The sequence below is a fragment of the Limnoglobus roseus genome (assembly GCF_008254045.1).
In the GTDB taxonomy this organism is placed as follows: Bacteria; Planctomycetota; Planctomycetia; order Gemmatales; family Gemmataceae; genus Limnoglobus; species Limnoglobus roseus.
In genome coordinates this window covers 729,724-754,110 of record NZ_CP042425.1, presented here as the reverse complement: position 1 = coordinate 754,110, position 24,387 = coordinate 729,724, and the positions used below count along the sequence as shown (strand labels likewise).

Below are 24,387 nucleotides of genomic sequence, written 5' to 3'. Positions count from 1 at the left end.
GTCCGGCTATCGTGGAACCGTCCCGATGGCCTGGTGGGTTCTCCATGCGCTCGATTGTCCTCGTGCTACTCCTGCCGACCCTCACCCTCGCGCAAGAGAAGGTGAAGGAACCCGAAATCACCGCTGAGGACCGGGCACACTGGTCGTTCGTGCCGCCTCGGAAGGCAGGGGTCAGGGGTCAGGGGTCGGGGGTCAGTTCGATCGACTCCTTCATCCGGGCGAAAACCACGCTCTCGCCGACCGCCGACAAACTCACGCTGATCCGCCGCGTCACCTTCGACCTCACCGGCCTGCCGCCCACGCTGAAGGAGATCGACGATTTCGTCGCTGACCCTTCGCCGCAGGCTTACGAGACGGTCGTGGACCGCCTGCTCGCGTCGCCACACTTTGGCGAGCGGTGGGCGACGCACTGGCTCGACGTGGTGCGGTTCGCCGAATCTAACGGCTACGAACTCGACGCCGACCGGCCGGACGCCTGGCGGTACCGTGATTATGTCGCACGGAGCTTCAACGTCGACAAGCCGTACAGCACGTTCCTTCGCGAGCAGATCGCCGGGGACGAACTCGCGGCCGGCAAGGAACCGCGGGAGGTGGCCGACCTGTGGATCGCCACCGGGATGCACCGCTGTGGCCCGGCCCACATGGTCAGCGGCAACCTCGACCGCGAGATGATCCGCCAAGAGTCCCTCACCGAGATGGTCAACGGCGTTGGGGCGGCCGTCCTCGGTCTCACGCTGCAATGTGCCCGCTGCCACGACCACAAGACCGACCCGATCTCCACGGCCGACTACTATCGCGTGCAGGCGTTCTTTGCCGCCGCCGAGTACCGTGACGTGAACTTGGCGACGGACGGCGAGGCGGGGGCGTTCGACAAGTCCACGGCGGCGCTCGCGAAGCGGATCGGCGTGGTCAAGAAGCAGGTCGAAGAAATCGACTTCCCGGTCCGGGCGAAAGTCGTCACGGCGAAAATCGCGGCGGTGGCCCCCCACTTTCGCGAGGCACTGAAGGCCGACCCGGACAAGCGAACGGCCGAGCAAAAGCGATTGGTGAAAGAGATTCAGCCGGCGATCAAGGTCGCGTGGGACGACGTGCTGAACGCCATGCCGCCGGGCGAGAAGGCGAAACGTGATGCCCTTCGGCAACAACTCTTCGACCTCGAAGCCGAGCGACCGGCGCGGCCGGCGCAGGCGTGGGCCATCGCCGATGCCGAGAAGCGACCGCCGACCCATGTCTTGCGGCGCGGCGATGCTTCGAAGAAAGGGCCGGCCGTGTCGATGGCCTTCCCGCGTGTGCTGACTCACGATGGCCCCCCGCCGACGAACCGCACGCAGTTGGCCGAGTGGTTCACGTCGTCGGAGCAACCACTTACCGCTCGCGTCATTGTGAACCGTCTTTGGAGCCACTACTTCGGCACGGGCATTGTCCGCACCGTCAACGATTTCGGCGTCACCAGCGACCCGCCGAGCCACCCGGAACTGCTCGACTGGTTGGCGTGCGAACTGATGGACCACGACTGGAAGCTGAAGCACGTCCACAAGCTCATCGTGATGTCGGAGGCGTATCACCAAACCTCCGCCGTGAAACCAAACCCGGCCGACCCGGACAACCGATTGCTCGGTCGGCAGAACCGCAAGCGGTTGGACGCGGAGGCGATCCGCGATGCGATTCTGACGGCGGCCGGCACGCTCAACCGCGAGGTCGGCGGGCGGAGCGTTCGCGTGCCGTTGGAGCCGGAAGTCTACGACTTGATCTTCACCGAGGGGGAACCCGACGGCCTCTGGCCCGTCACCCGCGACGCGAAGCAGCACACGCGGCGGAGCCTCTACCTGTTCGCGAAGCGGAACGTGCGGCTGCCGATCCTCGAAGCGTTCGACCAACCCGACACGCTGACGCCGTGTACCGGCCGCAACGTCAGCACGTTCGCGCCGCAGGCGTTGATCCTGATGAACGGTCCGTTCGCGAATGAGCAGAGCCGCGAGTTGGCCGCGTTGCTGATGCGCGAGAAGGGCGACGCACGGCTGACACTGCTCTACCGCCGGGCGATCGGCCGCGAGCCAACGGCGGCCGAGTTGAAGACGATGACCGCGTTTTTCAGCGTGCAGGCCGAGGAGATTCGGGGGCGATTGTTGGCGCGACAGCCTGTGAGTTTGCCGAAGGTGATTCCGGATGGCGCGGACGTGGCCGAACTCGCGGCGTTGGCCGACGTGTGCCTCGCGGTGCTGAACTCGAACGAGTTCGTGTACGTGAAGTAAAACCGATGGCATCCCTCCCACCGTGCGTACCGTACTCTCGCAACGGCGAGCGGCCCGGCGTGAGCGGGCCGTGTCTGGGCGTATCAGACACGGCCCGCTCACGCCGGGCCGCTCGCCGTTAATTCGCGAGGAAGCTCTCGGTTCACTTCACCCCGAACAGGCCCTTCACCCCTGGCACCCACTTCAGCACGCGGGCCAGCTTCAGCAGTGTCAAGGTGCCGAACAGCGCCGTCGGCACGGCCGCCCCGGTCGATTCCTGGCCGTTGACCGTCACCGCGTAAGCCTTCCCCTCGCCGGGGGCCAAATCCAATTGCCCGTCGGTGTCGGCCATCACCGCGGCGGCGGCGGCTTTCTCGTGCGCCTCCTGCTTCGGGTCGAAGTCGATCCGGCCGCGCGGCAGATTCGGGCCGCCGCGGAGTTGACTGCGGATCGCCGCGCCGGGGACGAACGACAGCACTAGCGTCATCATGAACAGGCCGAACAGGTTCAGGCCCATGCTCAGCGAGATGCCGAAGTGGAACAGGGCGCTCAGCACCACGTAGTACGGCCGCAGGCGGCCCCAGATTAGGAACGGCAGGCCGAGTTCCATCACGAACGTGAACACCACCATGAACCCGGCCATACATGCGTACACGATGCGGTGCTGCACCATGAAGCGCAGCCAGTCCTCGTACCAGCGGAAGTGGATCAGCGTGAACTCGGGGTTGGCCATCGTGTCCCAGAAGGCGTTCGTGTTCCACCACGACCCGCCCTGGAGCTTCGACATGCCGGCCGCGAGGTAGATGATGCAGAAGTGGAACTGCACCAACCGCAGGGCGAACCCGGCCACGACCGACTTCGGTGGGGCGGCCAGAAACGCCCGCGTCGGGCCGTCGAGGCCGCCGGTCCGGCGAAGGCTGTTCCGCGACGCCCGGTAGCGGGCGATCAGCCGGTCTACCGACAGGGCCGCCCCGCTGCTGCCGATCATCAGGTAGATCAGCAGCAGGTTCATCATCGTGTCCATGCCGAAGAGCACTTGCTGCGTCCGCTGGATGTAGCCGACGGCCGCCAGCCACGTCAGCACCGACGTGACGCGGGTGAACAGGCCGATGGTGAACAGGACCATGACGACCAGGATCACGCCGTGGGCGACGGCCATCTCGGTCGGGTCGGAGATGTGGTACCACAGCGAGAACGTCGCGTTCCCCCGGCTGTACGCCTTGTGCTCTTCGGCACCCCACTTCTCCAGGTACGCGGTCTGCCGCTCGCGCTCGGCGGCGTCGGCGGGCAGGTTGAGCAAGAACTCCAGAAGCGATTGGCGGTTCTGGAAGCCAGTCTCGACCAGGTGGTCGATCACGTACTTCCGCTGTGTCGAATCGGTCGCAAGGACGGCGAGGAACTGCTCGATCTCGTGTCGCACGGCTTCGCGGCTGTTCGGGCCGGTTTGATCGAGGTCGTTGAGGAACGCCGGGGGCACGCGGTCCTTCGGCGACCGCAGGGCCGGGTTAACGAAGGCGTCGAGTTGCGGTCCGCGGACCTTCTCGGCCGTGTAGAAGGAGTTGAGGTAGTCGAGGGCCTCGTTCGGCACCGCCGCGTAGTTGCGGGGCAGGTGGGCCGACATATTCATCGCGTACAGGCCGGTGGCCGGGTTCACCGTCGTCGGCGGCTGACTTGACTTCAACACCTCGTTCTGAATGCGGATCAGGTACGCCAACTGTCCCTTGCGGACGGCCGGATCGGCGTCGACCTTGCGGATAAACTTCATCACCGCTTCGAGCCGGTGCGGGAAGATCGGCACGCGGCCGTTCGGCACGTAGTCCTGCCACGCCTCCGGGCCGAACATCGGCGGGATGACGGTCGGCGATTCGTGCCGCTCCTTGTCCACTTCGGAGAGCGAGTACCAGCCGTGCTTGCCGAAGTAGGCGTACAGGTCCAGGCAGTAGACGCTGTGGACGTACAGGATGAGCAGGCCGGTGACGATCCGCATGAAGCCGAGGGTCGTCGGGTCGGTCGGCGTGAACCAGAAGCGGGTCCAGGCGTTTTTCGGCGTCGTGTCCGGGGTGGGGGTCATGGCATCCTCGCTTCCCAGTTGAACTCGTACTTCGCGTGCTTGCTCATGAAGTCTTCGTACTCCCGGCCCTTCGCGTCCCGGAGCTTCGGCAGGATTGGCGTCATCCAGTAGAGCATCGGGTCTTGCTTGTCCTTCAGCACGGCGTCCCCGTCGCCGGTCGGCACGAACTCGCCGAGGTAGAACGGCTTGAAGCCGATCGGGTGGTGCGGGTTCCAGTTCTCCTGGCTGAACTGGTACAGGTTCGGGATCGGGTGATCGAGCCGGTAAATCTTCACGCTCGCCACCTTCTTCTCGGGGGTGGAATAGGCGTGCATCAGGTGCGCCGCATAGGACGGCAGCAGGTACCGGGAGATGTCGTACCGCGGCATCCGGTACTGGTTCGGGTCGGTGTCGAGCGGGGCGAGCGGGATTTCCGCCACGTTCGGCTGCGCCCCCTGCGCGACGGCCCGCCGACGGGCGTTAATGTCCCGCCACTCGTCCGACTGCGGGTTCAACTGCGGCATGCTCCCGCTCGCCTGCTCCGTCAGCGACAGCCGGCGGAAGTAACTCAGGCCCATCGGGTCTTTCCAGTTGTGCTCGCGGCTGGGCATCGTCACCCACTTCGCCTCCGGCTTCCCGGTCTGTGGGTCGGTGGCGTCGTACACGACGAGGCAGAACAGGTGGCTCGCAGACCCCGGCTCCGGCGAGTAGAAGTGGTAGGCGTTCTTCAGGTACATGAACTGGATGTACGGCAGGTAAACCCGCGTGCCGACTTGCTGCGTGAACCACGGCGTCGGGTCGGGCCAGGTGGTCGCCAGGAAGATGCCGAAGAAGTGGTAGACCACGGCCAGCGAGACGGCCGCGTAGCGGAACTTCACCGGGGCCCAGGCCAACAATGCTCCCGTGAGGGCCGCGTACACCGTCACGCGGGCGAGCATCCGGGCCGAGTCCCAGTGTTCCGGCAGACCGAACGACGCCAAGAACGCCGCCCCCGCTCCGAAAAGCCAGACGAGCGGGAGCGTGGCCCGCATCGACACGGCCGCGCCGACGGTCAGCGTGCCGCCCGCGACCAGGACCAGGCGGAAGGCACTGAGGGCCGACGGCCCCCCCCCGCTGCCGGACGCATCCAGGGCGATGCCCAGGGCGGCGGCCACGGCTGTCACCGCGAGGCCGATTCCGGCGACGGTGTATACCCGCCGGGGTTCCGGCGGCGGATTGGGGTCGATCGGCAAAGGTAATTCAAGCATGGAGCACTCCGTGGACACACAGAGCGCGACAGGGAAAGGGCGGCAATCCCTGCCGGCGTGGTTAAGATACCCGACGACGGCGGTCATACAGAGGACAGTACGGTCCGATTTCGATTTCGTTGACGCCCGAAGTACACGTGTTCCGTCGAGACGTTAAAATCGGTGCCGACGGGTTTCAGGCACCGTTTCTGCGGCTGTCCAAGAGTGGTATGGGGCCGTCGAGGCGTTAAAATCGGTGAGTCCGCTACAAATCCCGCCGCCACCGGCAAAGCCCCCAAATTCCGGTTGACATGGTCGCGCGAGCCTATACCATCCCACTACGCCAGCTTACCTGGTTGCGGCGGATTCGCTGGACTCTCCAGCTTAACGCACACGTCGCGGCTTGGCGGAAGTGTTACTCTCACCGAGGTTCAGCACATGTACAGCATGGTTATGATGATGGCGGTGGCGTCGTCGGGCGACGTGGCTTCGTTCGGCAAAAAGGGTGACGGCTGCTGCGGCGGCACCCCACACGTGGGCCTGTTCGCCAAGCACAGCAGCGGCTGCTGCGGCGGCGGCGGCCTGTTCAGCGGCCTGCGCCACAAGCACAACAGCGGTTGCTGTGGCGGCACGGTCGCCCCGGCCTGCGACACCTGTTCGGTTCCGGCTCCGGCCCCGGCCTGTGGCGGCTGCGACGCCCCGGCCCCGTGCGGCACCCCGAGCTCGCCTTGTGCGCTGCCCGGCGCTCCGATCGTGACGCCGGCCCCGACGGCGGAAGCCCCGAAGGCCATGCCGGCCCCGGTGGAAGCCCCGAAGAAGGACGCGCCGAAGAAGGAATCGTAAGATTCTCTTTGAATCGAGCGAACAAGGGGGCCAGCCGGCCCCCTTGTTTCGTTTTTGCGGCCGCATTATCCTGTTGCAGTCGCCCCCGCCCCCGGCTATACCCCTCGGCCTCTGCCACGACTCTGCCGGGAGATTTGCCATGCCGCGAGGGATCGTCGCGTCGGTGACGCTGTTGGTCTTCGCCCCCGCCCTTCTCGCCCAGGCCAAGCCGGCAACATCTGTCGCCGCCACGGTTAACGGCGAACCGATTCGCCTCGATGAAGTCGACGCGATGCTGAAACGGCACTCGCCCGTGGACGCCCCCTTGACGACGGCCCAGGCCAAGCAACTTCGGGCGGAAGTCCTCAACGACCTCATCGACCTACAGTTGCTCACGCAATTCCTGAAGCAGCACGGCCCACAGGTTCCGCCGGCGGACCTCGACAAGTACATGCAGGGGGTGGCCGCCAGCCTGCGGAAGCAGAAGAAGACGCTCGCGGACCACCTCAAGGAAACCGGCCAGACGGAACAACAGGTTCGCGACGGGTGGACCCGCGTGATCCAACTGCAACGGCTGATCGACCAGAAGGCGACCGAGGCGGAACTGAAGAAGTACTTCGAGGCGAACCGCGTGTTCTTCGAGAACGCCACGGTGCGGGTCTCGCACATCGTCCTGCGGCTCGGGCCGACCGCCCCCGCGGGCGAGCAAGCGGTGGCGATGGAGAAGCTCAAACAACTGCGGTTGGACATTCTGGCGGGCAAGATCGACTTCGCGTCGGCGGCGAAAAAGCACTCCGTCTGCCCGACGGCCCGCACTGGCGGCGACCTCGGCTACATCACCCGGAAGGACGCGATCGTGGACGAGCCGTTCGCGGCGGCCGCGTTCGCCCTGAAGCCCAACGAGATCAGCGACGTGGTCGCCTGCGACGACGGTTTGCACCTGATCCTGGTCACGGCCCGCAAGGCCGGCACCCCGGTGGCGTTCGAGAAGGTCGTCGATCAGGTTCGCGACGTGTACGCGGACGAAATCCGCCAGAGTCTACTCGCGAAACTGCGCAAGGACGCCAAGATTGAGGTGACCCTGCCATGACGCCCACCGCCGGCGGCCGTGTTCGTTCGGCAATTGCGATTCTCAGCGTCATGGTGCTGGCGGGGTGGCCGGCGGCGGGGACACCGTTCCGGGGCGACCAGGCGCTCTTCGCGATATTCGCCCGAGAACTGGCCGCAGGGGCGGTGCTGTACCGCGACTACTGGGACGTGACGAATCCCGGCATCTACGCCTTTTACACTGCCGCCGGGGCGTGCCTCGGGTTCACCGAGGACGGCATCCACCTCTTCGAGTGGCTGTACTGGCTCGCGTTCGTCGCGGCCGTCAGTGAGATCGTCCGCCGGGCTTACGGTCTTACCCGTTGGCCGCTCGCACCGGCGGTCCTCGTTGGCATCGGGTATTTTTGGCCGGCGTGCTCGGACCCGTCGCAACTGACGAAAGTCGAAGGGTTGGTCGCGTTCCCGTTGGTCGTCGCGATCTGGGCCGCGAGTCGCCGGACGCCGCGGGCCGCCGGCCTTGCGGGCGTCGCCGGCGGGGTTGTTCTCGCGTTTAAGTTACTGTTCGGCGTGTGCCTCGCCGTCGGCTGGGGTTACTTGCTGTACGTGGTGGTCCGCGAACGCGGGTGGCGGGCGGCCGCGGAGTGGGTGGCGTTCCTCGCACTCGGGGTGGCCGCCGTCCTCGGCGCGGTGTGCGGCTACTTCGCCGCCCACGATGCGCTGACGCCGATGTTGCGAACGCTGTTCGTCGATTCCCGCGGGATGCGGGCCGCGGCGGAACCGGCCGGGTTCGACCGACTGGCGGGTACGGTCCGCTGGGGAATGGAGCTTTACTCCGCTGTCTTCGCCGCGGTGGTTCTCGGCAGTTGGTGCCGACTTCGGCAGGGCCGTGACCCGTTCGTCGTGGCCCTGTGGCTCGTGATCGGGGCGAGTGCGAGCGTGATCCTCGTGCAAACGTGGTCGTGGTGGACGTACCACGTCCTCCTGCCGGGCGTGCCGACGTGCGTCCTGGCAGCCTATACGTGGCCCGCGATCTGGCAGCGCGTAAGCCCGCACCTGACGCGGCGGGAAGGCGTCGTCCTGTTGGCGTGCGTGCTGCTGGCGTTGGCCCCGACCTGCGGCCACGGGGCCAACGCCTACCTGCGACTCCTGCGGCACGGCGGCGGCTTCTCGGCCGCAGGTCGGGCTGCCGCCCGGTTCGCCGCCGGGCAAGCCTACCGCGAAGCCCGCGAATTAGCGGCCTGGGCCACGCGGCCCGACGCGCCGACCGGCGCGATCTTGGTCATCGGCGATCCGCTCGTGTACTGGGAGGCGACCCGCCGGCCCGCCGTGGCGATCAGCGGATGGTCGGTCGAACTCTACCACCAGGAACTCCGCAACCGTTTGATCGAACAGGTTCGGCGGGCGAAGCCCGTCGCGGTTTTCGTCGCCGGTTCGCCGCACGGGTACGACCGGCTGGTTCAAAATCGGTATCCTGAACTCCAACAGATTCTGGACACCGAGTACGCCGCGGTCGAGCGTCACGACCGCGGGACCTGGTACCAACTCCGCGAGCCGGCCCCTCACCGAGCGTTTCCATGAAACTCCCCTTGTTCGATCTGACCGGCAAAGTCGCCCTCGTCACCGGGGGCAACAAGGGCCTCGGCCTGGCGATGGCCCGCGGGCTGGCCGAGGCAGGGGCGGACATCGTCATCGCGGCCCGCACCGAGGAACAGCTCAAGAGTTCGCTGGACAAGATTCTGCTCGGCATCCACCGCTGCGGGGCGTACTTCGTCTGCGACATGGCCGACCGCGAGCAGGTCAAACAAATGGCCGCCGACGCTCTGGCGAAGATGGGCAAGATCGACATCGTCATTAACAACGCCGGGACGAACCACCCGCAACCGGTCGACGAGATCAGCGACGACGTGTGGGACCGCCTGATCGAGGTGAACCTGTCGTCGTGCATGGCGATCACGCGGGCGCTCGTACCGCAGATGAAGGAGCGCAAATGGGGGCGGGTGATTCACATTTCGTCCATTTTTGGACAAGTTTCAAAGGCGGGACGAAATGTATACTCCGCCACGAAATCGGCCCTGATGGGCTTCACGCGGGCGTCCGCCCTGGACCTCGGGCCTTTCGGAATTACCGTGAATTGCCTGGCTCCCGGGCCATTTTTGACCGATTTGCCGATGTCCGTACTGTCCGATGGGGAAAAACAAGCATTTGCGGACCACACCGCCCTCGGCCGGTGGGCGCAGGCGCAAGAACTGGTCGGCCCAGCGTTAATGTTAGCGAGCGACGCGGGCAGTTATGTGACCGGCACCACGCTATTCGTGGACGGCGGATATACCGCGAAGTAAAATGGAACTTGCCCGACGTGTAATTCGTCTAGTATAATGAATAATTCCTAATTCATCCCGCCGATGCGTGGTCGGGGGGTGCGATCCGTTCCTCTCCTCAACGGCTCGTGTACCATGGTTGCCATGAATACTGGTGAGGTGAGCTGCGACCCCGCAGCCGTGCCACGGATGACCGCCACTGCACCCGCGAACGTTCCCAAGCAAAGCATTCACGACCACTGTCGCGGCGAAGAAGCCAAGTTCAAGTGGATCGAGAGCGAAAAAGTTGGCTACGACCTCGGCGAAACTGCCATCCAAAATTGGGTCCGCGTCCACTGGACCGGCTACCTCCGGGCCAAGTGGCTCGAACACCTGCAAGGCAAGTGTTTCTGGATCGAACTCGACCGCGGTGATTTCGGCCTTCTCGAACAGCAGTTCCAGGATCAGCAAGACCTGATCGGCCCCATCCTCGACCGCCTGAAGTGCGGGCAAGAAAACCTGAACATCATCTGTTGGGCGAAGGCGAACTCGATTCCGCTCGAACCCGTCATCGGCATCCTCGAAGCCCTCGACATTAACAGCCGCCGCCTCGTTCACCGCTTCGACCGGCTGTAACGGCTTTTCACGAACAACCCGAAAGCCCACCCGTCGCGACGGGTGGGCTTTTTCCGTCTATGATGACTGCTGCCACACCCGGAGTCTGCCGCGATGCTGAACACCACGCTCAAGGATGAAGTCGTTCGTCACCTGCCGCGGGTGAAGACTCCCGCCCAGTACGTCGGCGGCGAGATCAACAGCGTCGTGAAGGACCACCGTCAAGTCCGCGGCAAACTCTGCCTCGCGTTCCCCGATGCGTACACGATCGGCATGAGCCACCACGGGTTGCAGGTGCTCTACACGATCATGAACAACGACCCGCAGTGGGCCTGCGAACGCGCGTTCGCTCCGTGGCTCGACTTCGAGGGCGTGCTGCGCAATGGCGGCCTGCCGCTCTACGGCTTGGAGACGTTCACGCCGTTGCACCAGTTCGACGTCGTCGGCTTCAGCCTTCAGTACGAAGTCTGCTACACGAACTTGTTGAACATGCTCGACCTCGGCGGCATCCCCGTCTGGTCGAACGAACGGCTCGTGAGCGATCCGCTCGTAATCGCCGGCGGCCCCGGCGCGCAGAACCCGGAGTTGCTCGCGCCGTTCGTCGATCTCTTCATCATCGGCGACGGCGAACAATCGCTGCCGCACGTGATGAACAAGTGGGTCGAGTTGAAGGAACGCGCGATCCGCGACGGCGACAACACATACCGCCGCCGGCTGGAGATGCTCGCGGAAGTCGCCGCGTGCAGCCCGTGGGCGTATGCCCCGGTCTTCTACGAATTCGACTACCACGCCGACGGCACCATCGCGGCCGTCAACCGCACGCGGTCGGACGTGCCGACGGAGATTGCCTCCTGCACGATCAACTGTGACTTCGACGCGATCCCGCTGCCGACGAAGCCGGTCGTCTCGTTCGTGCAAACGCCGCACGACCGCCTTGCCATCGAGATCATGCGCGGCTGCCCGCACCAGTGCCGGTTCTGCCAGAGCACGGTCATCAAGCGGCCGCTGCGGATGCGGTCGGTCGAGATGATCGTGCAGTCGGCCCTCGAAACCTACCGCAACACCGGCACGAACGAGATCAGCCTGCTCTCGCTCAGCACCAGCGACTACCCGCACTTCGAAGAGTTGGTTAAGCGGATGCACGAAGTCTTCACGCCGCTGGGTGTGAACGTGTCGCTGCCGAGCCTTCGCATCAACCACCAACTCCGCAGTCTGCCGAGCCTGATCCAGGGCGTGCGGAAGGCCGGTCTGACGCTCGCCCCCGAAGTCGCCCGCGACGACATGCGCGAACAGATCCGCAAGCGGATCAAGAACGAGGACCTGTACGTCGGCTGCCGCGAGGCATTCAAGAACGGCTGGCAGAAGGTGAAGCTCTACTTCCTCTGCGGCCTACCCGGCGAGCGCGAAGTCGATCTCGATGGCATCGTCGAGATGGCCGAGACGATCGGCCAGATCAGCCGCGAAGTCACTGGCCGGTACAAGGACGTGACGGCCAGCGTGTCGAACTTCGTGCCGAAGCCGCATACGCCGTACCAGTGGAACGGCATGGCCAGCCGAGAATATTTCCACTGGGCCGGCGACTACCTGCACCGCAAGAAGCGGATGAAGACGGTGAAGGTGAAGCAGCACGACATCGAGACGAGCTTGCTGGAAGGCATCCTCACCCGCGGCGACCGCCGCGTGTCGCCGGGCCTCTACGAAGCCTGGAAGCGTGGCGCCCGCATGGACGGCTGGCGGGAGTGCTTCAACGCCGAGTTGTGGTGGAAGGCATTCCGCGACTGCAACATCGACGTGCCGTTCTACAGCCACCGCCAACGGCCGATGGGCGAGCGCCTGCCGTGGGACCATGTCAACGTGAAGAAGGGCCGGGCGTACCTGGAGAAAGAACAAGAGCGGAGCGTGATCCAACTGAAGGTGATGGCCGACGCCGTCGGCGGCGAGCCGACCGGCTGCGGGGGGTGACAGACTTGCTGCTGAATTGATCCTTCCCGCAAACGGGAGGGACTGAAAGCCCACCCGTCGCGACGGGTGGGCTTTGCGTTACCCTACCCGCCGATGTCCACCCTCTCGCCGAGAATCTTCCGCACCATCTCGGCATCCTTCTCGCGGATTGGGTTGCCGGCCAGCAGCAACTTCTTCAGCGGACTGTCGCCGAGTGCCCGAGCCAACGCGAGGGCGCCTTTGCCGTCGATGCGGTTGCCGCGTAGGTCCACGTACTCCAGCGTCGCGGCGAGCGGCGATTGAGCGAGCCGAACGGCTCCGTCGTTCGTCATGAAGTTCCGGCTCGCGCTCAGCAACTTCAGCTCCGGCGTGCGGCGACTGCGAACGAAGTCCCGCCAGCCGGGGTCGCCGAACCGGTTGCGGTCCAGCACCAGGGCCTTCAGGCGAATCCACACGTCGCCGCGGGCGAACGTCGCCAGCCCGCGGTCGCCGATCGTGCAGCCGGTCAGGTCGAGCCGTTTGAGCGTGGGGCGGAAGGCGACCGCTTGAAGTTGCGTTACGGCTTGCTGTCGTTCCGCATGATTGAGCGCGTATTCCGGTCGGGACACCGCGAATTCTTGAAGGCGGTCATCGAGCGGAAAGCGATTAAGTGCTGCGATGGCTTGCCGGTTGAGTTCCATTCGCATGCCGACGAGCCGCTTCGCAACGGGGGTTTGGCACAGGGCCATTATGCTTTCCGCCGTTGATCGGACCAACGAAAGGCGTTGGAAATTCGGCCACGGCCATTCGGAGAACACCCTCAATGTCACGTCGGCATTGAGCGGCTTGCGTAGGATCAACGAACGAATTTGGTTCAACGGGGCGACTGCGGCCGTATTCCATACGGTCGGATCGACTGGTCCCAAAGAAAGGCGGGTGATCGGGTTCTCACAGAGCGTTTCGGCCAGTTGCATCACGTCCTCTTTCGTTAGAAACAGGCCGCTCAGGCTAACAATGAATCCGCGATCAAAAGAAACCGCTTGTAATACGTCTCGTACGTCCGCAAACCCACGCGGGACAGGGCCGGCGACAATTTCCACATGCAGCCCTCGGCCGGGCTGACGGATCGGCTTCCAATTAGTGGGAGAGCCAAAGCGGTCGCACAGGCTCTGAATCCACGCCGGCAGGTTCGCCCTCAGCGTGTCGGCCGTGCGGCGGAAGAGTTGGCGGTACTCGTCGCTGTCGGGCCGCAGCTTCGCGAGCCGCACTTGGTCACGGATGAAGCCGGCGCGGGCGGCGTCGCCGTGCTCCTCCAGGAAGTCGGCGTACACCAGCCGCGGCGCGTCGGCGTCCGGGTCGGCGGCAATCGCGGTGATGAACGCTTCGCGGTCGGTCATGTCAACGCCCCGAACACGGCTCGGATCTCGGCCATCACGCGGTCCACTTCCGCCAGGAACTTCGCGCTCGATTCGAAGCCGAGCCGCCGGGCGAGCTTTTCGCACTCCTCCCGCGATTCCGGCAGTTCGATCAGCGGCCGGTCGGTCACGATCCGCAGCCGGGCTTCCACCGACCGCAGGAACGAGTACCCCGCGTGCAGCGTCACCGCGGTGTCGTCGGCGATCAGGCCGGCCGCGTGCAGGGCGTCGAGGGCGTCCCACACGTTCGGCTGCAGGATTTCCGGGCGGTCGCGGCCGTGCTTCAGTTGCTGCCACTGCACCAGGAACTCCACGTCCGTAAGGCCGCCGCGGCTGCGCTTGACGTTGTGCGCTCCGGCCTTCGCTTCGAGCTTCGTTCGCATCGCCCGAATCTCGCCCGCCCAGTCCGGGCACCATGCCGGGCCGAGGGCGGACGTGCGAATCGGCTCCGCGAACCGCGAACTGCCGCGGACGATACGCGCCCGCGTCATGGCCTGCCGTTCCCACAGTTGGCAGCCCTCTTCCGAGAAGTACCGCTCGAACTCAGTCAGCGGCAGCACGAGGCTGCCCGACTTGCCGGTCGGCCGCAGCCGCACGTCTACGGCGTACAGCCGGCCCTGCGGCCCCACGCGGCTCAGCGATTGGATCACCTTTTGCAGCAGTTCCGTGAAGTAGTGCTGGTTCGTCGTCGTGTCACCGGGGTCGTCGCGGGTGGTCGTGCCGTCTTCGGAATAGACCAGCATCAGGTCGAGGTCACTGTGGTAACTGATCTCCCGACCGCCGAGCTTGCCGAGGCCGATGATCGCGTAGTGACAGCCCGGCGTCACCCGCCCGTACCGCAATTGCACCTGCGGCTCGACGAGGTCACAGACGGCGTTCAGCACCGTGTCGGCCAGGTCGCTGAGGGCGGCCGTCGTCTCCCGCACCGGCGTCTTGCCGAGCAGGTCGGCCACGCCGATGCGGAGCAGTTCCTTGTCCCGGAAGCTGTGCAAGATCGGGTCCGGGTCGGTCGCCCCGCGGAGCAGTTCGTTCAACTCATCGCGGAGTTCCTCGGCCGTTCTCGCCTGGTTCAGTACTAGCGTGTCGAGCAGTTCGTCGGCCATGCCGGGGTTGTTGATGAGCACCCCCGACAGGAACGGGCTGCCCGCGCACAGATCGACGTACAGTTTCAGCGTGGCCGGGTTGAAGCTGAACAGTTCGTACAACACGGCCTTCGCACCGAGCGAGGCGGTGACTTGCTCCAGGCTGTTCAGGGCCGCGTCCGGGTCCGGCGTCTCGGCGACGGCTCGCAGCAGTTGCGGGGCGATGCTCGCGAGGAAGTGCCGGCAGCGGCGGTGCGAGAGGAACTGCACCGACTCGTGCGCCAGCCGTGACAGGTTCCGGTACGCCTCGGCCACGTCGCGGAACGGGTACCGGCCGAGGACGGCTCGCACGGTGGCATCGTCGGCGTCCGGGTCGAGGATCAGGTCCGATTCCGGTTCCGCCTCGCCCTGTTCGTTCGCGAACGTCTGGTGCAACAAGTGGTCGAGGATCACCCGGTCGCGGCCGGTCTTGTCATGGAGGTCGGCCAGGAACAATTCCAACGGCTCGACGAGCAGCGTCCGCGTCTGCAACAACGGGCGGTCGTTCGTCTCGTCCAGCGGCGACCGCCGCTGGGCCGTCAGCGGGGGATTCGTCGCCCGGAGCTCGGATCGCAAATCCAACACTTCGTTTTCAATCCGCGGTCCGCGCTCCGCGGTCCGCACCTCCGGCTCACTCCGCACTTCCGGCTCACTCCGCACTTCCGGCTCACTCCGCACTTGTCCGTACCCCATGCGGAGGGCCAACTTGGTCAGTTCCGCTTCGCCTGCCGGCAGGCGGTGGGTTTGGAGGTCAAAGAGCAGTTGCAGGCGGTGCTCGGTCTTCCGCAGGAAGCGGTAGGCATCGGCGAGAATATAGTTCTCGTTGCCGGTCAGGCACCCGGCGATCTCCAGGCTTTCCAGGGCGAGGAGCGTGTTCCGCTGGTGGACGGCTCGCAGGTCGCCGCCGTTGAGCAGTTGGAGGAACTGCACCGTGTACTCGATGTCGCGGATGCCGCCGCGGCCGGTCTTCACGTCGCGGTCGTCGTCGCCGGCTCGGTTGGCCCGGAGTTCCATCTGCCGCTTCAGGGCCTTCACCTCGTTGATCTCAGAAAAGCTGAAGTACTTCCGGTAGACGAACGGTTCGACGGCGGCGACGAATTCGCGGCCGAGGTCGAGGTCGCCGCCGCACGGCCGTACCTTGATGAGCGCCTGCCGCTCCCACGTGCGGCCCATCACGTCGTAATAACTGCGCGTGCTGGCCAGGCTGCGGGCGAGCGGCCCGGTCTTGCCTTCGGGCCGCAACCGCAGGTCGACGCGGTAGGCGAAGCCGCGGTCGGTGTGCGACGACAGCAACCGGAGGAGTTCCGTGATGACGCGGGCGAAGTACTCGCCGTTCGGTACGGTGCTGGTGCGCTGGCCGGCCGTTTCACCGTCCTCGTCGTAGACGAACATCAGGTCGAGGTCGGACGAGTAGTTGAGTTCGTCGCCGCCGAGTTTGCCGAAGGCGAGGGCTGCCAGTCGGGCGGGGGACCGGCCGGCCATCGGTGTGCCGAACTTCCGCGACACACTCCGGAGGGCCGACTGCAACGCCACCTGGATCGAGGCATCGGCCACGCGCGCGAGGTCGCGGGTGATCTCCTCGAGCGGCCGGTCGCGGATCACGTCGTTGATGCCGATGCGCAGTACCTGCGTCTGGCGGAACTGGCGGAACGCTCGCAGCACGTTCGTGTTGTCAGTTGCGGCCTCGATCATCGCTTGCAACTGCTGAACGAGTTCCGCCGTGGAGGGGTTCCGCCCGGCCGGCCGCAGGACGATTTCGAGCGCGTCCGGGTACTGCACAAGCGTATCGGCGAACAACTGCGACGTGGCGAGCAGTTGCAGCACGACCTCCAACCCGCCCCCCGCGGGGTCGAGCAGCGCCGGCAGGAACGGTTCCGCGGCCGGCTGGGCGAGCAGGCGTTCGAGGTTGTTCGCCGCCATCGCGGGGTCGGCGGTGAGCGGCAGTAGGCGGGCGAGAAGGGGCGAAAGGGCGGCGGCTCGCTCGGGGCCGAGCGACGACAAGGAAACGGCGGGCAGGTTCGGAGTCATGGCGTCGCGTCGGGTATCTTCACGAGGATACCCCGCATGATAGCCCGCTGAACGGCCGCGACGACTTGCTGAGCTTTCTTTCGCGATTCTTCAGCCAACTCCGCATCGGCGTCCGGCTGTTGCGCGGCGACCGCTCGCTGTTCGACGAGCGTGCGACTTGCCGCGCTCGCCTGTTCGACGTGGTGCTTGATCTTCGACTCCAGGCCGAGCAAAGGCTGTCGCTCGGCGTCATCTGCGGGTCGCATGGCCGGGACTGAAGGCATGGAGTGTGGGAACGTCACAATCGCTTGCTTGACGAGCCGAATCAGATCGTTGAGCAGTTGAGCATCCGGCTCGCCTTCCGATGGCACCAGTTGCAAAGTCAAGCCAAGAGCGTCGTCGTTGCTCATCTTACACTCCCACCCGAACAAGTGCGGGAATGAATGGCTGTAAGTCGTTCAGGGTCAGAGGTTGGCCGCCTCGCGAGATGTGATATTCGTTAAGGGCATTGAAAATGTTGAGAGTTTCTTCGATTAGTTCACGCTCTCCTATGTCTTGATTTTGTGCAAGATCGATTGGCACACATGAGTGTGATGTATGGCCCATATCTTGTGGCCAGTCTCTTGGTGGCATAGCCCTAAATTTTGGACCAAAAACATCGAGTGAAACCAAAGCGTCATCGCTCCATCCTAATGTCTCGGATACGCGCATTAGATCATCGAAAATTCTTCGAAGGTACGGCTTGAAGTCACCGTATCGTAGAGTGGCATTTGCGACTAAATCCAGACAAGTTTTGACATGCGAGCTTAGCTCTTCCGCGTTCCCTTGAACAATTGACCTCAAGGCGAACATCGCAGTTGATAGCACTTTGCTCGAAGCGTTAATAACGTGTCCACCTGAGTGAATGGTCAAAATTTCACCATTCTCTTGAGTGACTTCATTAACTTGCTCAAATGCTTCCATTGAGATGGCTTCAACTAATTTCGGAGCGACGGCAAAATCATTCGGCAACGGAGCCGAGAGATTTTGTGTCAGCGTTTCAAACGCCAAACGACAGGCTTCTCTCTTGATGGGTGGATTTCCTCTAGTATCCACCTGTGAGAGTGGGAAAACTATATCGGAACATCGTACCGCCAAAGCCAATTGTGCCCGGAGCGGCAACTCCGCAATTTCCTCTTCCGTCGGCAGGACCGGCGGATTCTGGTATGCGTACTGCGCCGGGCAGATTCCCGCTAGTGCGTCGATGATGTCGTGCAACGCCTCTTCCGAGTCGTCGTTGAACCCCGGCGTGTCGCGGGCCTGCTCTTCCATCCCGATTAGCTCTTCGCGGATCTGCCTCGTGAGCCGGCCTTGCGAGAGTTCGGCACGCACCAAGCGGTCTAACGCGCTCCACGGTTGGGGCGAGACGAGGGCCGAACGGAGTTTGTCGAGTGCGATCATGTTCGTGACCCTATTGTACCGGCTCCCACAAATCCCGCGTGTCGGCCAGCGACTGCTGAAATTCGGCGAGCGTCACGTCCTGTCTCGGCTGAATCAGGTAGTGCGGCGAGCGGTCAGGTGCCGCCTCCAATGCCGGACCAAGGGCGTCCGTTTCAATCGCGAACATCGCCTCATTCTTCCCGATTTTCAACTTCTCCGGCAGAAGGGAAGTCGAAAGTCCTTCGCCGGGCTTCACGAGATCGGAGTCCACCGCCGCGTTTACATCGGGTCGACCCGTGTGTCCCTGAGGCCGAACACCGAGCATGTATCCGCGAGTTCCTACCAGCGGTTTGCCGTCGGGATCGACTTTCATGACGCGGAAGAGTTTCACGGGCCACTCGCTTCGGATGCATCATACCCGAGCCTTCAAACCGTGTTCAACCCGATCCGCCTCGGCCGTGCCGCTCTCGGCTTCGCCTCGCTACTCACCCCCACCGTTTCGCCCGTCAGCACTTCGCCGTAGAGCGTGAACGGGCTGGCGTCGTCGATTCGCACCGGGACGATCTCGCCGATCAGGCGGTCGGGGCCGTCGAAGACGACGATGTGGTCGGCCATCGTGTGGCCGGTCAGTTGCTTCACGGGGCCGGTCTCGCGCTTGCCGTGGCGGCTGGCCCGCTCCACGATGACGCTCGTCGTCTTGCCGATCTGGGCCTGGTGGTCGGCGAGACTGTTCGCGTTCTGCACGGCGAGCAAGTCCTGGTTGCGGCGCTTCTTCACCTCTTCATCGATGTCGTCGGGGTAGCGGTCGGCGGCTTTCGTGCCGGTGCGCTCGCTGTACTTGAAGATGTAGGAGTTCTTGAACACCGACTCGCGGACGAGGTCCATCGTCTTCTGGAAACTCTCCTCCGTCTCGCCGCAGAAGCCGACGATGAAGTCGCTCGTCACCGACACGCCGGGCACCTTCTCGCGGCAGCGGGCCAGCATTTCACGGTACGAGGCAACGGTGTAGTTCCGCTTCATCCGCTTCAGCACCTCGTCGCACCCGGACTGGGCCGGGACGTGCAGGTACTTCACCACCTTCGGCAGTTCCCGCACCGCGTCGAGTAGGTCGTCGGTCATGTCCTTCGGGTAGTTCGTCACGAACTTGATCCGGTCCAGCCCCGGCGTGTCGTGCATCGCCGCCATCAGGTCGCTGAGCCGCGTGCGGCGGCCGTCGCCGTGTTCGTAGACGTAGCTGTTGACCGTCTGGCCGAGGAGCGTGACTTCCTTGCAGCCCTGTTCGACGAGCTGCCGGACTTCCGCGAGGATGTGGTCCGGCTGTCGGCTTTGCTCCGGGCCGCGGGTGCTGGGGACGACGCAGTAGGTGCAGAACTTGTCGCAGCCGATCTGGATGCGGACGAACGCCTGAAACGGCGTGGGCCGCATCGACGGGTCGCGGGTCGGGTCGTAGCTCTCGAAGCTCGCTTCGACTTCGTGCCGACCGCCGTCGGCCCGGCCGAGGCTGACCGCGAACTGCGGCGTGCGGGTCCGCTTCACTTCTTCCACCAACTCCGGGATGCGGGCGAGTTGCCCGGTGCCGACGACCATGTCCACGTAAGGCGCGCGGTCGAGGATGGCGTGCTGGTCCTTCTGGGCCATGCACCCGATGACGCCGACGACCACGCCGGGGTTGTGCTTCTTGTGCGGCACCACGCGGCCGAGGGCGGAGTACGTCTTCTCCTCGGCGTGCTCCCGCACCGAGCAAGTGTTGAACAGCAGCACGTCGGCGTCGGCGGCCGTGTCGGTCAGGTCGTAGCCCTGCTTGCGGAGGGCACCGATGACGAGTTCGCTGTCCAGCACGTTCATCTGGCAGCCGACGGTTTCGATGTAGACTTTCTTCGCGGTCATGATCGGGGTTCCGTTATCAACGGGGCCGAGGGGAAAAGAAAGAAATTGTAGGAACTGATGAGGTTGGCCGACCGGTAAAGGCCCTCATAATTAGATGGTATGCAGATTGATTGTCTGACGATATTTGAATCGATGGTCCGTGTTTCTCAGATTCACGGCTCTATTCGTGTTGACGATATGGTTCTCATGTCGATATCATTTATGAAAACGCTACGGATAATTGCTCTCCCACAGCATATCTCTTAGCAAACCTGCCCGCCTCCTTGCCCACCCGCCCTGGTTGAATGCTGGCAATTCAATTGCCGGTCTCGCCATCGTTTTCGATTCCGTTGGCCCCACGAGGTGCATCAACCCTCTTTAACCATTGCCCTTTTTATCCGAGGATTGTCTATGCGTCAGAATCCATCCGCCCGGCGTGGTTTCACGCTCATTGAGTTGTTGGTCGTCATTGCGATTATTGCCATTCTCATCGGCCTGCTGCTGCCGGCCGTGCAGAAGGTCCGTGAGGCCGCCGCCCGCAGCACCTGTCAGAACAATTTGAAACAAATGGGGTTGGCGTTTCACTCGTTCCAGGACGTCAACGGCGGGTTGCCCAGCGTCCGCTACTGTGCGCCCATCGGCACCACGAACCGCGGCGCGGCACCGATTTATGACACCCTCAGCGGTTTCATGTACGTCCTGCCTTACATCGAGCAGGCGCCCCTCCACAACGCAATTTTTAACCACCCAAACTTTAAGGACGGAACGTCCGGGTCGCCCTGGAACTCGGGCTTTACCCCCTACGCTACCGTTGTCAAGACTTTCCAGTGCCCGTCGGAAACAGCTTCGCCGCCCATCGGGCTGGCCCCGCGGAACTACATGATGAACACCGGTGACACCGCGAACCCCTCCGCGACCAACGGCCGCGGCGCGTTCCTGGTTCAACCGACCAGTGGCACCGCCCCCGATCGCTACGGCCCCACCTTGCAGGGCATGACCGACGGGACGAGCAACACTCTCCTTCTGTCGGAAGCCAGGCGGGGCTTCCTCGGGTTCACGACCTCGCTCGTCCCGAGCGACTGCCGAGCCTTGTACAACACCTCCACGAAGGCGTACACCCCCCAGGCGGGGTCCTACGACACCGGTTCGCGGATGGCGGAAGGGCGGGTTTACTACTCGGAGTTCCGAACCATTCTCCCCCCCAACGCGCCCCGCTGCAACTCTCGGAACGACCACGAATCGGGCACGGGCTTCTACACGCCGGGCAGCTACCACACCGGCGGCGTGAACGCCGCGATGAGCGACGGCAGCGTGCGGTTCGTCCGCGACACGATTGCCGCCGGCACCGAAACGATCGCCGCCGACGGCGCGACCATCACGGGCTTCAGCCCGTACGGCGTCTGGGGCGCGATGGGAACCCGCAACGGCGGCGAAGTCGTGTCGATCGACTGACCCTGAAGCGGCAACGCTCACTCACACCACGCCATTCTCACTGCCGGGCTGGATCGAACCCAGCCCGGCAGTTGCGTTCCCGAACCTTCGCCATCCATTCAGGAGATCACACAAATGTACTTCAACATCCTGCGGGCCATGACCGTGGCTCTTGCGGTCGGGTTCTTCCCCGCACTCGTCGGCTGCGGGGCCGGGGGCGATAAGGCCGCTGCCCCCAAGACTGCCCTTCGCGTCAAACTCACGGTGGACGGGAAACCGACCCTGACGGCGGGCCTCGTGACCCTGTACCAGGGCGGTTCAAAAGTGACCGAGGTTAACCTCAACCCCGACAGCACGGCCGAAGTTCTGAACGTATCGGCTGGTGCCTACCAGATCACGGTCACGAACACCGAACAGGGTTCACCGTACGGCAAGGGGGTGAAGCTCCCGACCCGCTACGCCGACCCGAACCAAAGTGGGTTTACGGTCAACGTCGATGCGGAGGGGGCCACCCGCACCCTGGAGTTGAAGTCCAACTGAAGTAAATGCCCGGCGCGTCGGGCAGTCGGCCCGATATCATGGGAGGGTGGAACCGCACTCGCGTCCCCCTCCCGGATTCTACGATGAGTGACTCCCTTCCCGTCGTTCCCGAGGCCGACTGCCCCGAGGCGTTCACCGGCCTAACCGTCTCCGACCCCAAGCACGTCGCGGCAGGCTTCCCCGCGGTCGCGTCGTCGATGAAGCACGTTTGGGGGCGGGCGGGCGTCGTCCGTGGCACGCGGGCGTTGATGATGCTCAACCAGCCGGGCGGCATTGACTGCACGAGTTGCGCGTGGCCGGACCCGGACGAACACCGGGCGTTCGCCGAGTTCTGCGAGAACGGCGCGAAGGCCATCGCCTTCGAGGCCGACAGTCGCACCATCGGGGCCGAGTTCTTCCGCGATCACAGCGTTGACGATCTCTCGAAGCTCTCCGATTACGAACACGGCCGGTTCGGTCGGCTGGCGGAACCGCTCGTCCTCCGGCCCGGCTCGCGGTACTACGAGGCGATCACCTGGGAGAGCGCCTTCAAGCTGATGGCCGACGAGCTGAACGCGCTCGCGTCGCCGAACGAGGCCATCTTCTACACCTCGGGTCGCACCTCGAACGAGGCGGCGTTCCTGTACCAACTCTTCGTCCGGCAGTTCGGTACGAACAACTTCCCGGACTGTTCCAACATGTGCCACGAGTCGAGCGGGTCGGCTCTGGTGCCGACGGTCGGCATCGGCAAGGGCACGGTGAAGCTCGAAGACTTCGAGAAGGCGCAGGTCATCGTCATCCTCGGCCAGAACCCCGGCACGAACCACCCGCGGATGCTCTCGGCGCTGCAGAAGGCGAAGCGGGCCGGGGCGAAGATCATCGCCGTGAACCCGCTGAAGGAGGCGGGGCTGCTCGCGTTCCTCAACCCGCAGGAAGCCCGCGGGATGCTCGGTGTCTGGTCCACGGCCCTCGCGGACGTGTACCTGCAAGTGAAGATCGGCGGCGACCAGGCGCTGCTCAAGGGCGTCATGAAGTGCCTGCTTTCCTGGGGCAAGATCGACGCCGCGTTCATCCGCGACCACACGACCGGCTTCGACGATCTGAAGCGATCACTCGATGCGACCGGGTGGGACGCGATCCTCGAACAGTCCGGCCTGAGCCGCGAGGAGATCGAAGCGGCGGCGAGAGTCATCGCGGAATCCGACCGCATCATTGCGTGCTGGGCGATGGGGCTGACGCAGCACAAGCACGCGGTCGCCACGATTCAGGACGTGGTGAACCTGATCCTCCTCTGCGGCAGCATCGGCAAGCCAGGGGCGGGGCTGTGCCCGGTCCGCGGCCACAGCAACGTGCAGGGCGACCGCACGATGGGCATCTGGGAACACGTCCCGGCGTGGGGCCACAAGCTCGGGCAGGAGTTCGGTTTCACGGTCCCCGCCGAGAAGGGTTACGACACGGTCGAGGCGATCCGGGCCATGCACGCCGGCGATGCGAAGGTGTTCATCGGCCTCGGCGGGAACTTCCTGAGCGCGACGCCGGACACGCAGTACACGGCCCAGGCGTTGAAGAACACGCGGCTGACGGTCCACGTCTCGATCAAGTTGAACCGCAGCCACCTCGTCACCGGCCGCACGGCGTTGATCCTGCCGTGCCTGGGGCGGACGGAACGGGACGTGCAGAACGAGGTCGCGCAGTTCGTCACCACCGAGAACTCGATGGGCGTGGTGCAGAGCAGCCGCGGCAACCTCGCCCCGTGTTCGCCGCACTTGTTGAGCGAGACGCAAATCGTCGCCCGCCTCGCGGCCGCCACCCTCGGCCCGCGGTCGAAGACGCCGTGGGACAAGTTGGCCGCGAACTACGATTTCATCCGCGACGCCATCAGCCGCGTGGTGCCGGGGTTTGACGGGTACAACGACCGCGTCCGCGAACCGGGCGGCTTCTACCTGCCGAACAAACCGCGCGACGGCACCTTCCCGACGCCGACCGCGAAGGCGAACTTCACCGCGTCGGACCTGATCGACTTGAAGGTGGGGCCGGGCGAGTTGGTGATGATGACGATCCGCACGCACGACCAGTTCAACACGACGATCTACGGCCTCGAAGACCGTTACCGCGGCATCCACAACGAGCGCCGCGTCGTGCTGATGAACCGCGACGACGCCCGCGACCGCAAGCTCAAGGCCGGCGACGTGGTGGACCTCGTCGGCCACTTCCGCGGCGAACAACGGCGGGCGAACCACTTCATTGTGGTCGAGTACGACATCCCGCGTGGCTGTTGTGCGACCTACTTCCCGGAGACGAACGTGCTGGTGCCGATCGACAGCACCGCCGACGTGAGCAACACGCCGACCTCGAAGTGGGTGGTGATCACGGTGGAATTGGCGAGCCGAGCACCGTAAGG

The 24,387-nt window shown here is 64.5% G+C and carries 18 protein-coding genes; 10 read left to right on the top strand and 8 right to left on the bottom strand.

Features of this window, described 5'->3' with window-relative positions; genetic code table 11:
- The first annotated feature begins 44 nt into the window (after window positions 1-44).
- Window positions 45-2,252 carry a DUF1549 and DUF1553 domain-containing protein gene (locus tag PX52LOC_RS02950; protein WP_149108683.1) on the top strand — a complete coding sequence of 736 codons (2,208 nt, stop codon included), beginning with the start codon at window positions 45-47 and terminating at the stop codon, window positions 2,250-2,252.
- A 142-nt stretch (window positions 2,253-2,394) separates the two neighbouring features.
- Here PX52LOC_RS02950 and PX52LOC_RS02945 read toward each other — a convergent pair whose 3' ends face one another.
- Together PX52LOC_RS02945 and PX52LOC_RS02940 are read right to left on the bottom strand one after the other, a co-directional pair.
- Window positions 2,395-4,302, bottom strand: coding sequence for an HTTM domain-containing protein (locus PX52LOC_RS02945; protein ID WP_149108682.1), 1,908 nt, complete (start codon window positions 4,300-4,302; stop codon window positions 2,395-2,397).
- Window positions 4,299-5,528 carry a hypothetical protein gene (locus PX52LOC_RS02940; protein WP_149108681.1) on the bottom strand — a complete coding sequence of 410 codons (1,230 nt, stop codon included), beginning with the start codon at window positions 5,526-5,528 and terminating at the stop codon, window positions 4,299-4,301. The genes PX52LOC_RS02945 and PX52LOC_RS02940 overlap by 4 nt, the downstream gene beginning before the upstream one ends.
- Before the next feature lie 417 nt (window positions 5,529-5,945).
- Here PX52LOC_RS02940 and PX52LOC_RS02935 point away from each other — a divergent pair, with 417 nt between their 5' ends.
- From PX52LOC_RS02935 to PX52LOC_RS02910, 6 genes are all read left to right on the top strand, one after another.
- Complete coding sequence (locus PX52LOC_RS02935) at window positions 5,946-6,350, top strand: hypothetical protein (protein ID WP_149108680.1); 405 nt, start codon at window positions 5,946-5,948, stop codon at window positions 6,348-6,350.
- Window positions 6,351-6,489: 139 nt separating this feature from the next.
- Window positions 6,490-7,419 carry a peptidylprolyl isomerase gene (locus PX52LOC_RS02930; protein ID WP_149108679.1) on the top strand — a complete coding sequence of 310 codons (930 nt, stop codon included), beginning with the start codon at window positions 6,490-6,492 and terminating at the stop codon, window positions 7,417-7,419.
- Window positions 7,416-8,954 carry a hypothetical protein gene (locus PX52LOC_RS02925; protein ID WP_149108678.1) on the top strand — a complete coding sequence of 513 codons (1,539 nt, stop codon included), beginning with the start codon at window positions 7,416-7,418 and terminating at the stop codon, window positions 8,952-8,954. The genes PX52LOC_RS02930 and PX52LOC_RS02925 overlap by 4 nt, the downstream gene beginning before the upstream one ends.
- Window positions 8,951-9,715, top strand: coding sequence for an SDR family NAD(P)-dependent oxidoreductase (locus PX52LOC_RS02920; RefSeq protein WP_149108677.1), 765 nt, complete (start codon window positions 8,951-8,953; stop codon window positions 9,713-9,715). The genes PX52LOC_RS02925 and PX52LOC_RS02920 overlap by 4 nt, the downstream gene beginning before the upstream one ends.
- A 168-nt stretch (window positions 9,716-9,883) precedes the next feature.
- Window positions 9,884-10,309: a hypothetical protein gene (locus PX52LOC_RS02915; protein WP_149108676.1), complete on the top strand. Its 426-nt coding sequence runs from the start codon at window positions 9,884-9,886 to the stop codon at window positions 10,307-10,309.
- Window positions 10,310-10,402: 93 nt separating this feature from the next.
- Window positions 10,403-12,250 (top strand): TIGR03960 family B12-binding radical SAM protein, encoded by a 1,848-nt coding sequence (locus tag PX52LOC_RS02910; protein ID WP_149108675.1) that lies wholly within the window; start codon window positions 10,403-10,405, stop codon window positions 12,248-12,250.
- Window positions 12,251-12,333: 83 nt separating this feature from the next.
- Here the strand turns inward: PX52LOC_RS02910 and PX52LOC_RS02905 are convergent, their stop codons facing one another.
- Genes PX52LOC_RS02905 through miaB form a run of 6 tightly spaced genes read right to left on the bottom strand, consistent with a single transcriptional unit; the run spans window position 12,334 to window position 20,057 of the window.
- The gene (locus tag PX52LOC_RS02905) at window positions 12,334-13,605 is read right to left on the bottom strand and encodes a TIGR02996 domain-containing protein (protein WP_149108674.1); all 1,272 of its coding nucleotides are present in this window, start codon (window positions 13,603-13,605) and stop codon (window positions 12,334-12,336) included.
- Window positions 13,602-16,772 carry a bifunctional [glutamate--ammonia ligase]-adenylyl-L-tyrosine phosphorylase/[glutamate--ammonia-ligase] adenylyltransferase gene (gene glnE / locus PX52LOC_RS02900; RefSeq protein ID WP_149108673.1) on the bottom strand — a complete coding sequence of 1,057 codons (3,171 nt, stop codon included), beginning with the start codon at window positions 16,770-16,772 and terminating at the stop codon, window positions 13,602-13,604. The genes PX52LOC_RS02905 and glnE overlap by 4 nt, the downstream gene beginning before the upstream one ends.
- A complete protein-coding gene (locus PX52LOC_RS02895; protein ID WP_149108672.1) occupies window positions 16,769-17,161 on the bottom strand; it encodes a hypothetical protein in 393 nt (130 codons plus the stop codon). Before PX52LOC_RS02895 ends, glnE begins: the two co-directional genes overlap by 4 nt.
- Window position 17,162: 1 nt before the next feature.
- Window positions 17,163-18,191, bottom strand: coding sequence for a hypothetical protein (locus PX52LOC_RS02890; protein ID WP_149108671.1), 1,029 nt, complete (start codon window positions 18,189-18,191; stop codon window positions 17,163-17,165).
- A gap of 10 nt (window positions 18,192-18,201) precedes the next feature.
- Window positions 18,202-18,543 carry a Tse2 family ADP-ribosyltransferase toxin gene (locus PX52LOC_RS02885; protein ID WP_149108670.1) on the bottom strand — a complete coding sequence of 114 codons (342 nt, stop codon included), beginning with the start codon at window positions 18,541-18,543 and terminating at the stop codon, window positions 18,202-18,204.
- 53 nt (window positions 18,544-18,596) lie between these two features.
- Complete coding sequence (miaB, locus tag PX52LOC_RS02880; protein WP_149108669.1) at window positions 18,597-20,057, bottom strand: tRNA (N6-isopentenyl adenosine(37)-C2)-methylthiotransferase MiaB; 1,461 nt, start codon at window positions 20,055-20,057, stop codon at window positions 18,597-18,599.
- Window positions 20,058-20,447: 390 nt separating this feature from the next.
- Here miaB and PX52LOC_RS02875 point away from each other — a divergent pair, with 390 nt between their 5' ends.
- The 3 genes from PX52LOC_RS02875 to PX52LOC_RS02865 all read left to right on the top strand — a co-directional run bounded on the left by PX52LOC_RS02875 (window position 20,448) and on the right by PX52LOC_RS02865 (window position 24,385).
- Window positions 20,448-21,488, top strand: coding sequence for a DUF1559 family PulG-like putative transporter (locus tag PX52LOC_RS02875; protein ID WP_149108668.1), 1,041 nt, complete (start codon window positions 20,448-20,450; stop codon window positions 21,486-21,488).
- A 114-nt stretch (window positions 21,489-21,602) separates the two neighbouring features.
- Window positions 21,603-22,007 (top strand): carboxypeptidase regulatory-like domain-containing protein, encoded by a 405-nt coding sequence (locus PX52LOC_RS02870; protein ID WP_246173636.1) that lies wholly within the window; start codon window positions 21,603-21,605, stop codon window positions 22,005-22,007.
- An 83-nt stretch (window positions 22,008-22,090) separates the two neighbouring features.
- Window positions 22,091-24,385, top strand: a complete 2,295-nt coding sequence (locus PX52LOC_RS02865) for an FdhF/YdeP family oxidoreductase (RefSeq protein ID WP_149108667.1) — start codon at window positions 22,091-22,093, stop codon at window positions 24,383-24,385.
- Window positions 24,386-24,387 lie beyond the last annotated feature (2 nt).

Excerpts from the sequence above, each read along its gene's own strand:
- PX52LOC_RS02950 (WP_149108683.1), top strand. The coding sequence starts at position 45 with ATGCGCTCGATTGTCCTCGTGCTACTCCTGCCGACCCTCACCCTCGCG.
- PX52LOC_RS02945 (WP_149108682.1), bottom strand. The coding sequence starts at position 4,302 with ATGACCCCCACCCCGGACACGACGCCGAAAAACGCCTGGACCCGCTTC.
- PX52LOC_RS02940 (WP_149108681.1), bottom strand. The coding sequence starts at position 5,528 with ATGCTTGAATTACCTTTGCCGATCGACCCCAATCCGCCGCCGGAACCC.
- PX52LOC_RS02935 (WP_149108680.1), top strand. The coding sequence starts at position 5,946 with ATGTACAGCATGGTTATGATGATGGCGGTGGCGTCGTCGGGCGACGTG.
- PX52LOC_RS02930 (WP_149108679.1), top strand. The coding sequence starts at position 6,490 with ATGCCGCGAGGGATCGTCGCGTCGGTGACGCTGTTGGTCTTCGCCCCC.
- PX52LOC_RS02925 (WP_149108678.1), top strand. The coding sequence starts at position 7,416 with ATGACGCCCACCGCCGGCGGCCGTGTTCGTTCGGCAATTGCGATTCTC.
- PX52LOC_RS02920 (WP_149108677.1), top strand. The coding sequence starts at position 8,951 with ATGAAACTCCCCTTGTTCGATCTGACCGGCAAAGTCGCCCTCGTCACC.
- PX52LOC_RS02915 (WP_149108676.1), top strand. The coding sequence starts at position 9,884 with ATGACCGCCACTGCACCCGCGAACGTTCCCAAGCAAAGCATTCACGAC.
- PX52LOC_RS02910 (WP_149108675.1), top strand. The coding sequence starts at position 10,403 with ATGCTGAACACCACGCTCAAGGATGAAGTCGTTCGTCACCTGCCGCGG.
- PX52LOC_RS02905 (WP_149108674.1), bottom strand. The coding sequence starts at position 13,605 with ATGACCGACCGCGAAGCGTTCATCACCGCGATTGCCGCCGACCCGGAC.
- glnE (WP_149108673.1), bottom strand. The coding sequence starts at position 16,772 with ATGACTCCGAACCTGCCCGCCGTTTCCTTGTCGTCGCTCGGCCCCGAG.
- PX52LOC_RS02895 (WP_149108672.1), bottom strand. The coding sequence starts at position 17,161 with ATGAGCAACGACGACGCTCTTGGCTTGACTTTGCAACTGGTGCCATCG.
- PX52LOC_RS02890 (WP_149108671.1), bottom strand. The coding sequence starts at position 18,191 with ATGATCGCACTCGACAAACTCCGTTCGGCCCTCGTCTCGCCCCAACCG.
- PX52LOC_RS02885 (WP_149108670.1), bottom strand. The coding sequence starts at position 18,543 with ATGAAAGTCGATCCCGACGGCAAACCGCTGGTAGGAACTCGCGGATAC.
- miaB (WP_149108669.1), bottom strand. The coding sequence starts at position 20,057 with ATGACCGCGAAGAAAGTCTACATCGAAACCGTCGGCTGCCAGATGAAC.
- PX52LOC_RS02875 (WP_149108668.1), top strand. The coding sequence starts at position 20,448 with ATGCGTCAGAATCCATCCGCCCGGCGTGGTTTCACGCTCATTGAGTTG.
- PX52LOC_RS02870 (WP_246173636.1), top strand. The coding sequence starts at position 21,603 with ATGTACTTCAACATCCTGCGGGCCATGACCGTGGCTCTTGCGGTCGGG.
- PX52LOC_RS02865 (WP_149108667.1), top strand. The coding sequence starts at position 22,091 with ATGAGTGACTCCCTTCCCGTCGTTCCCGAGGCCGACTGCCCCGAGGCG.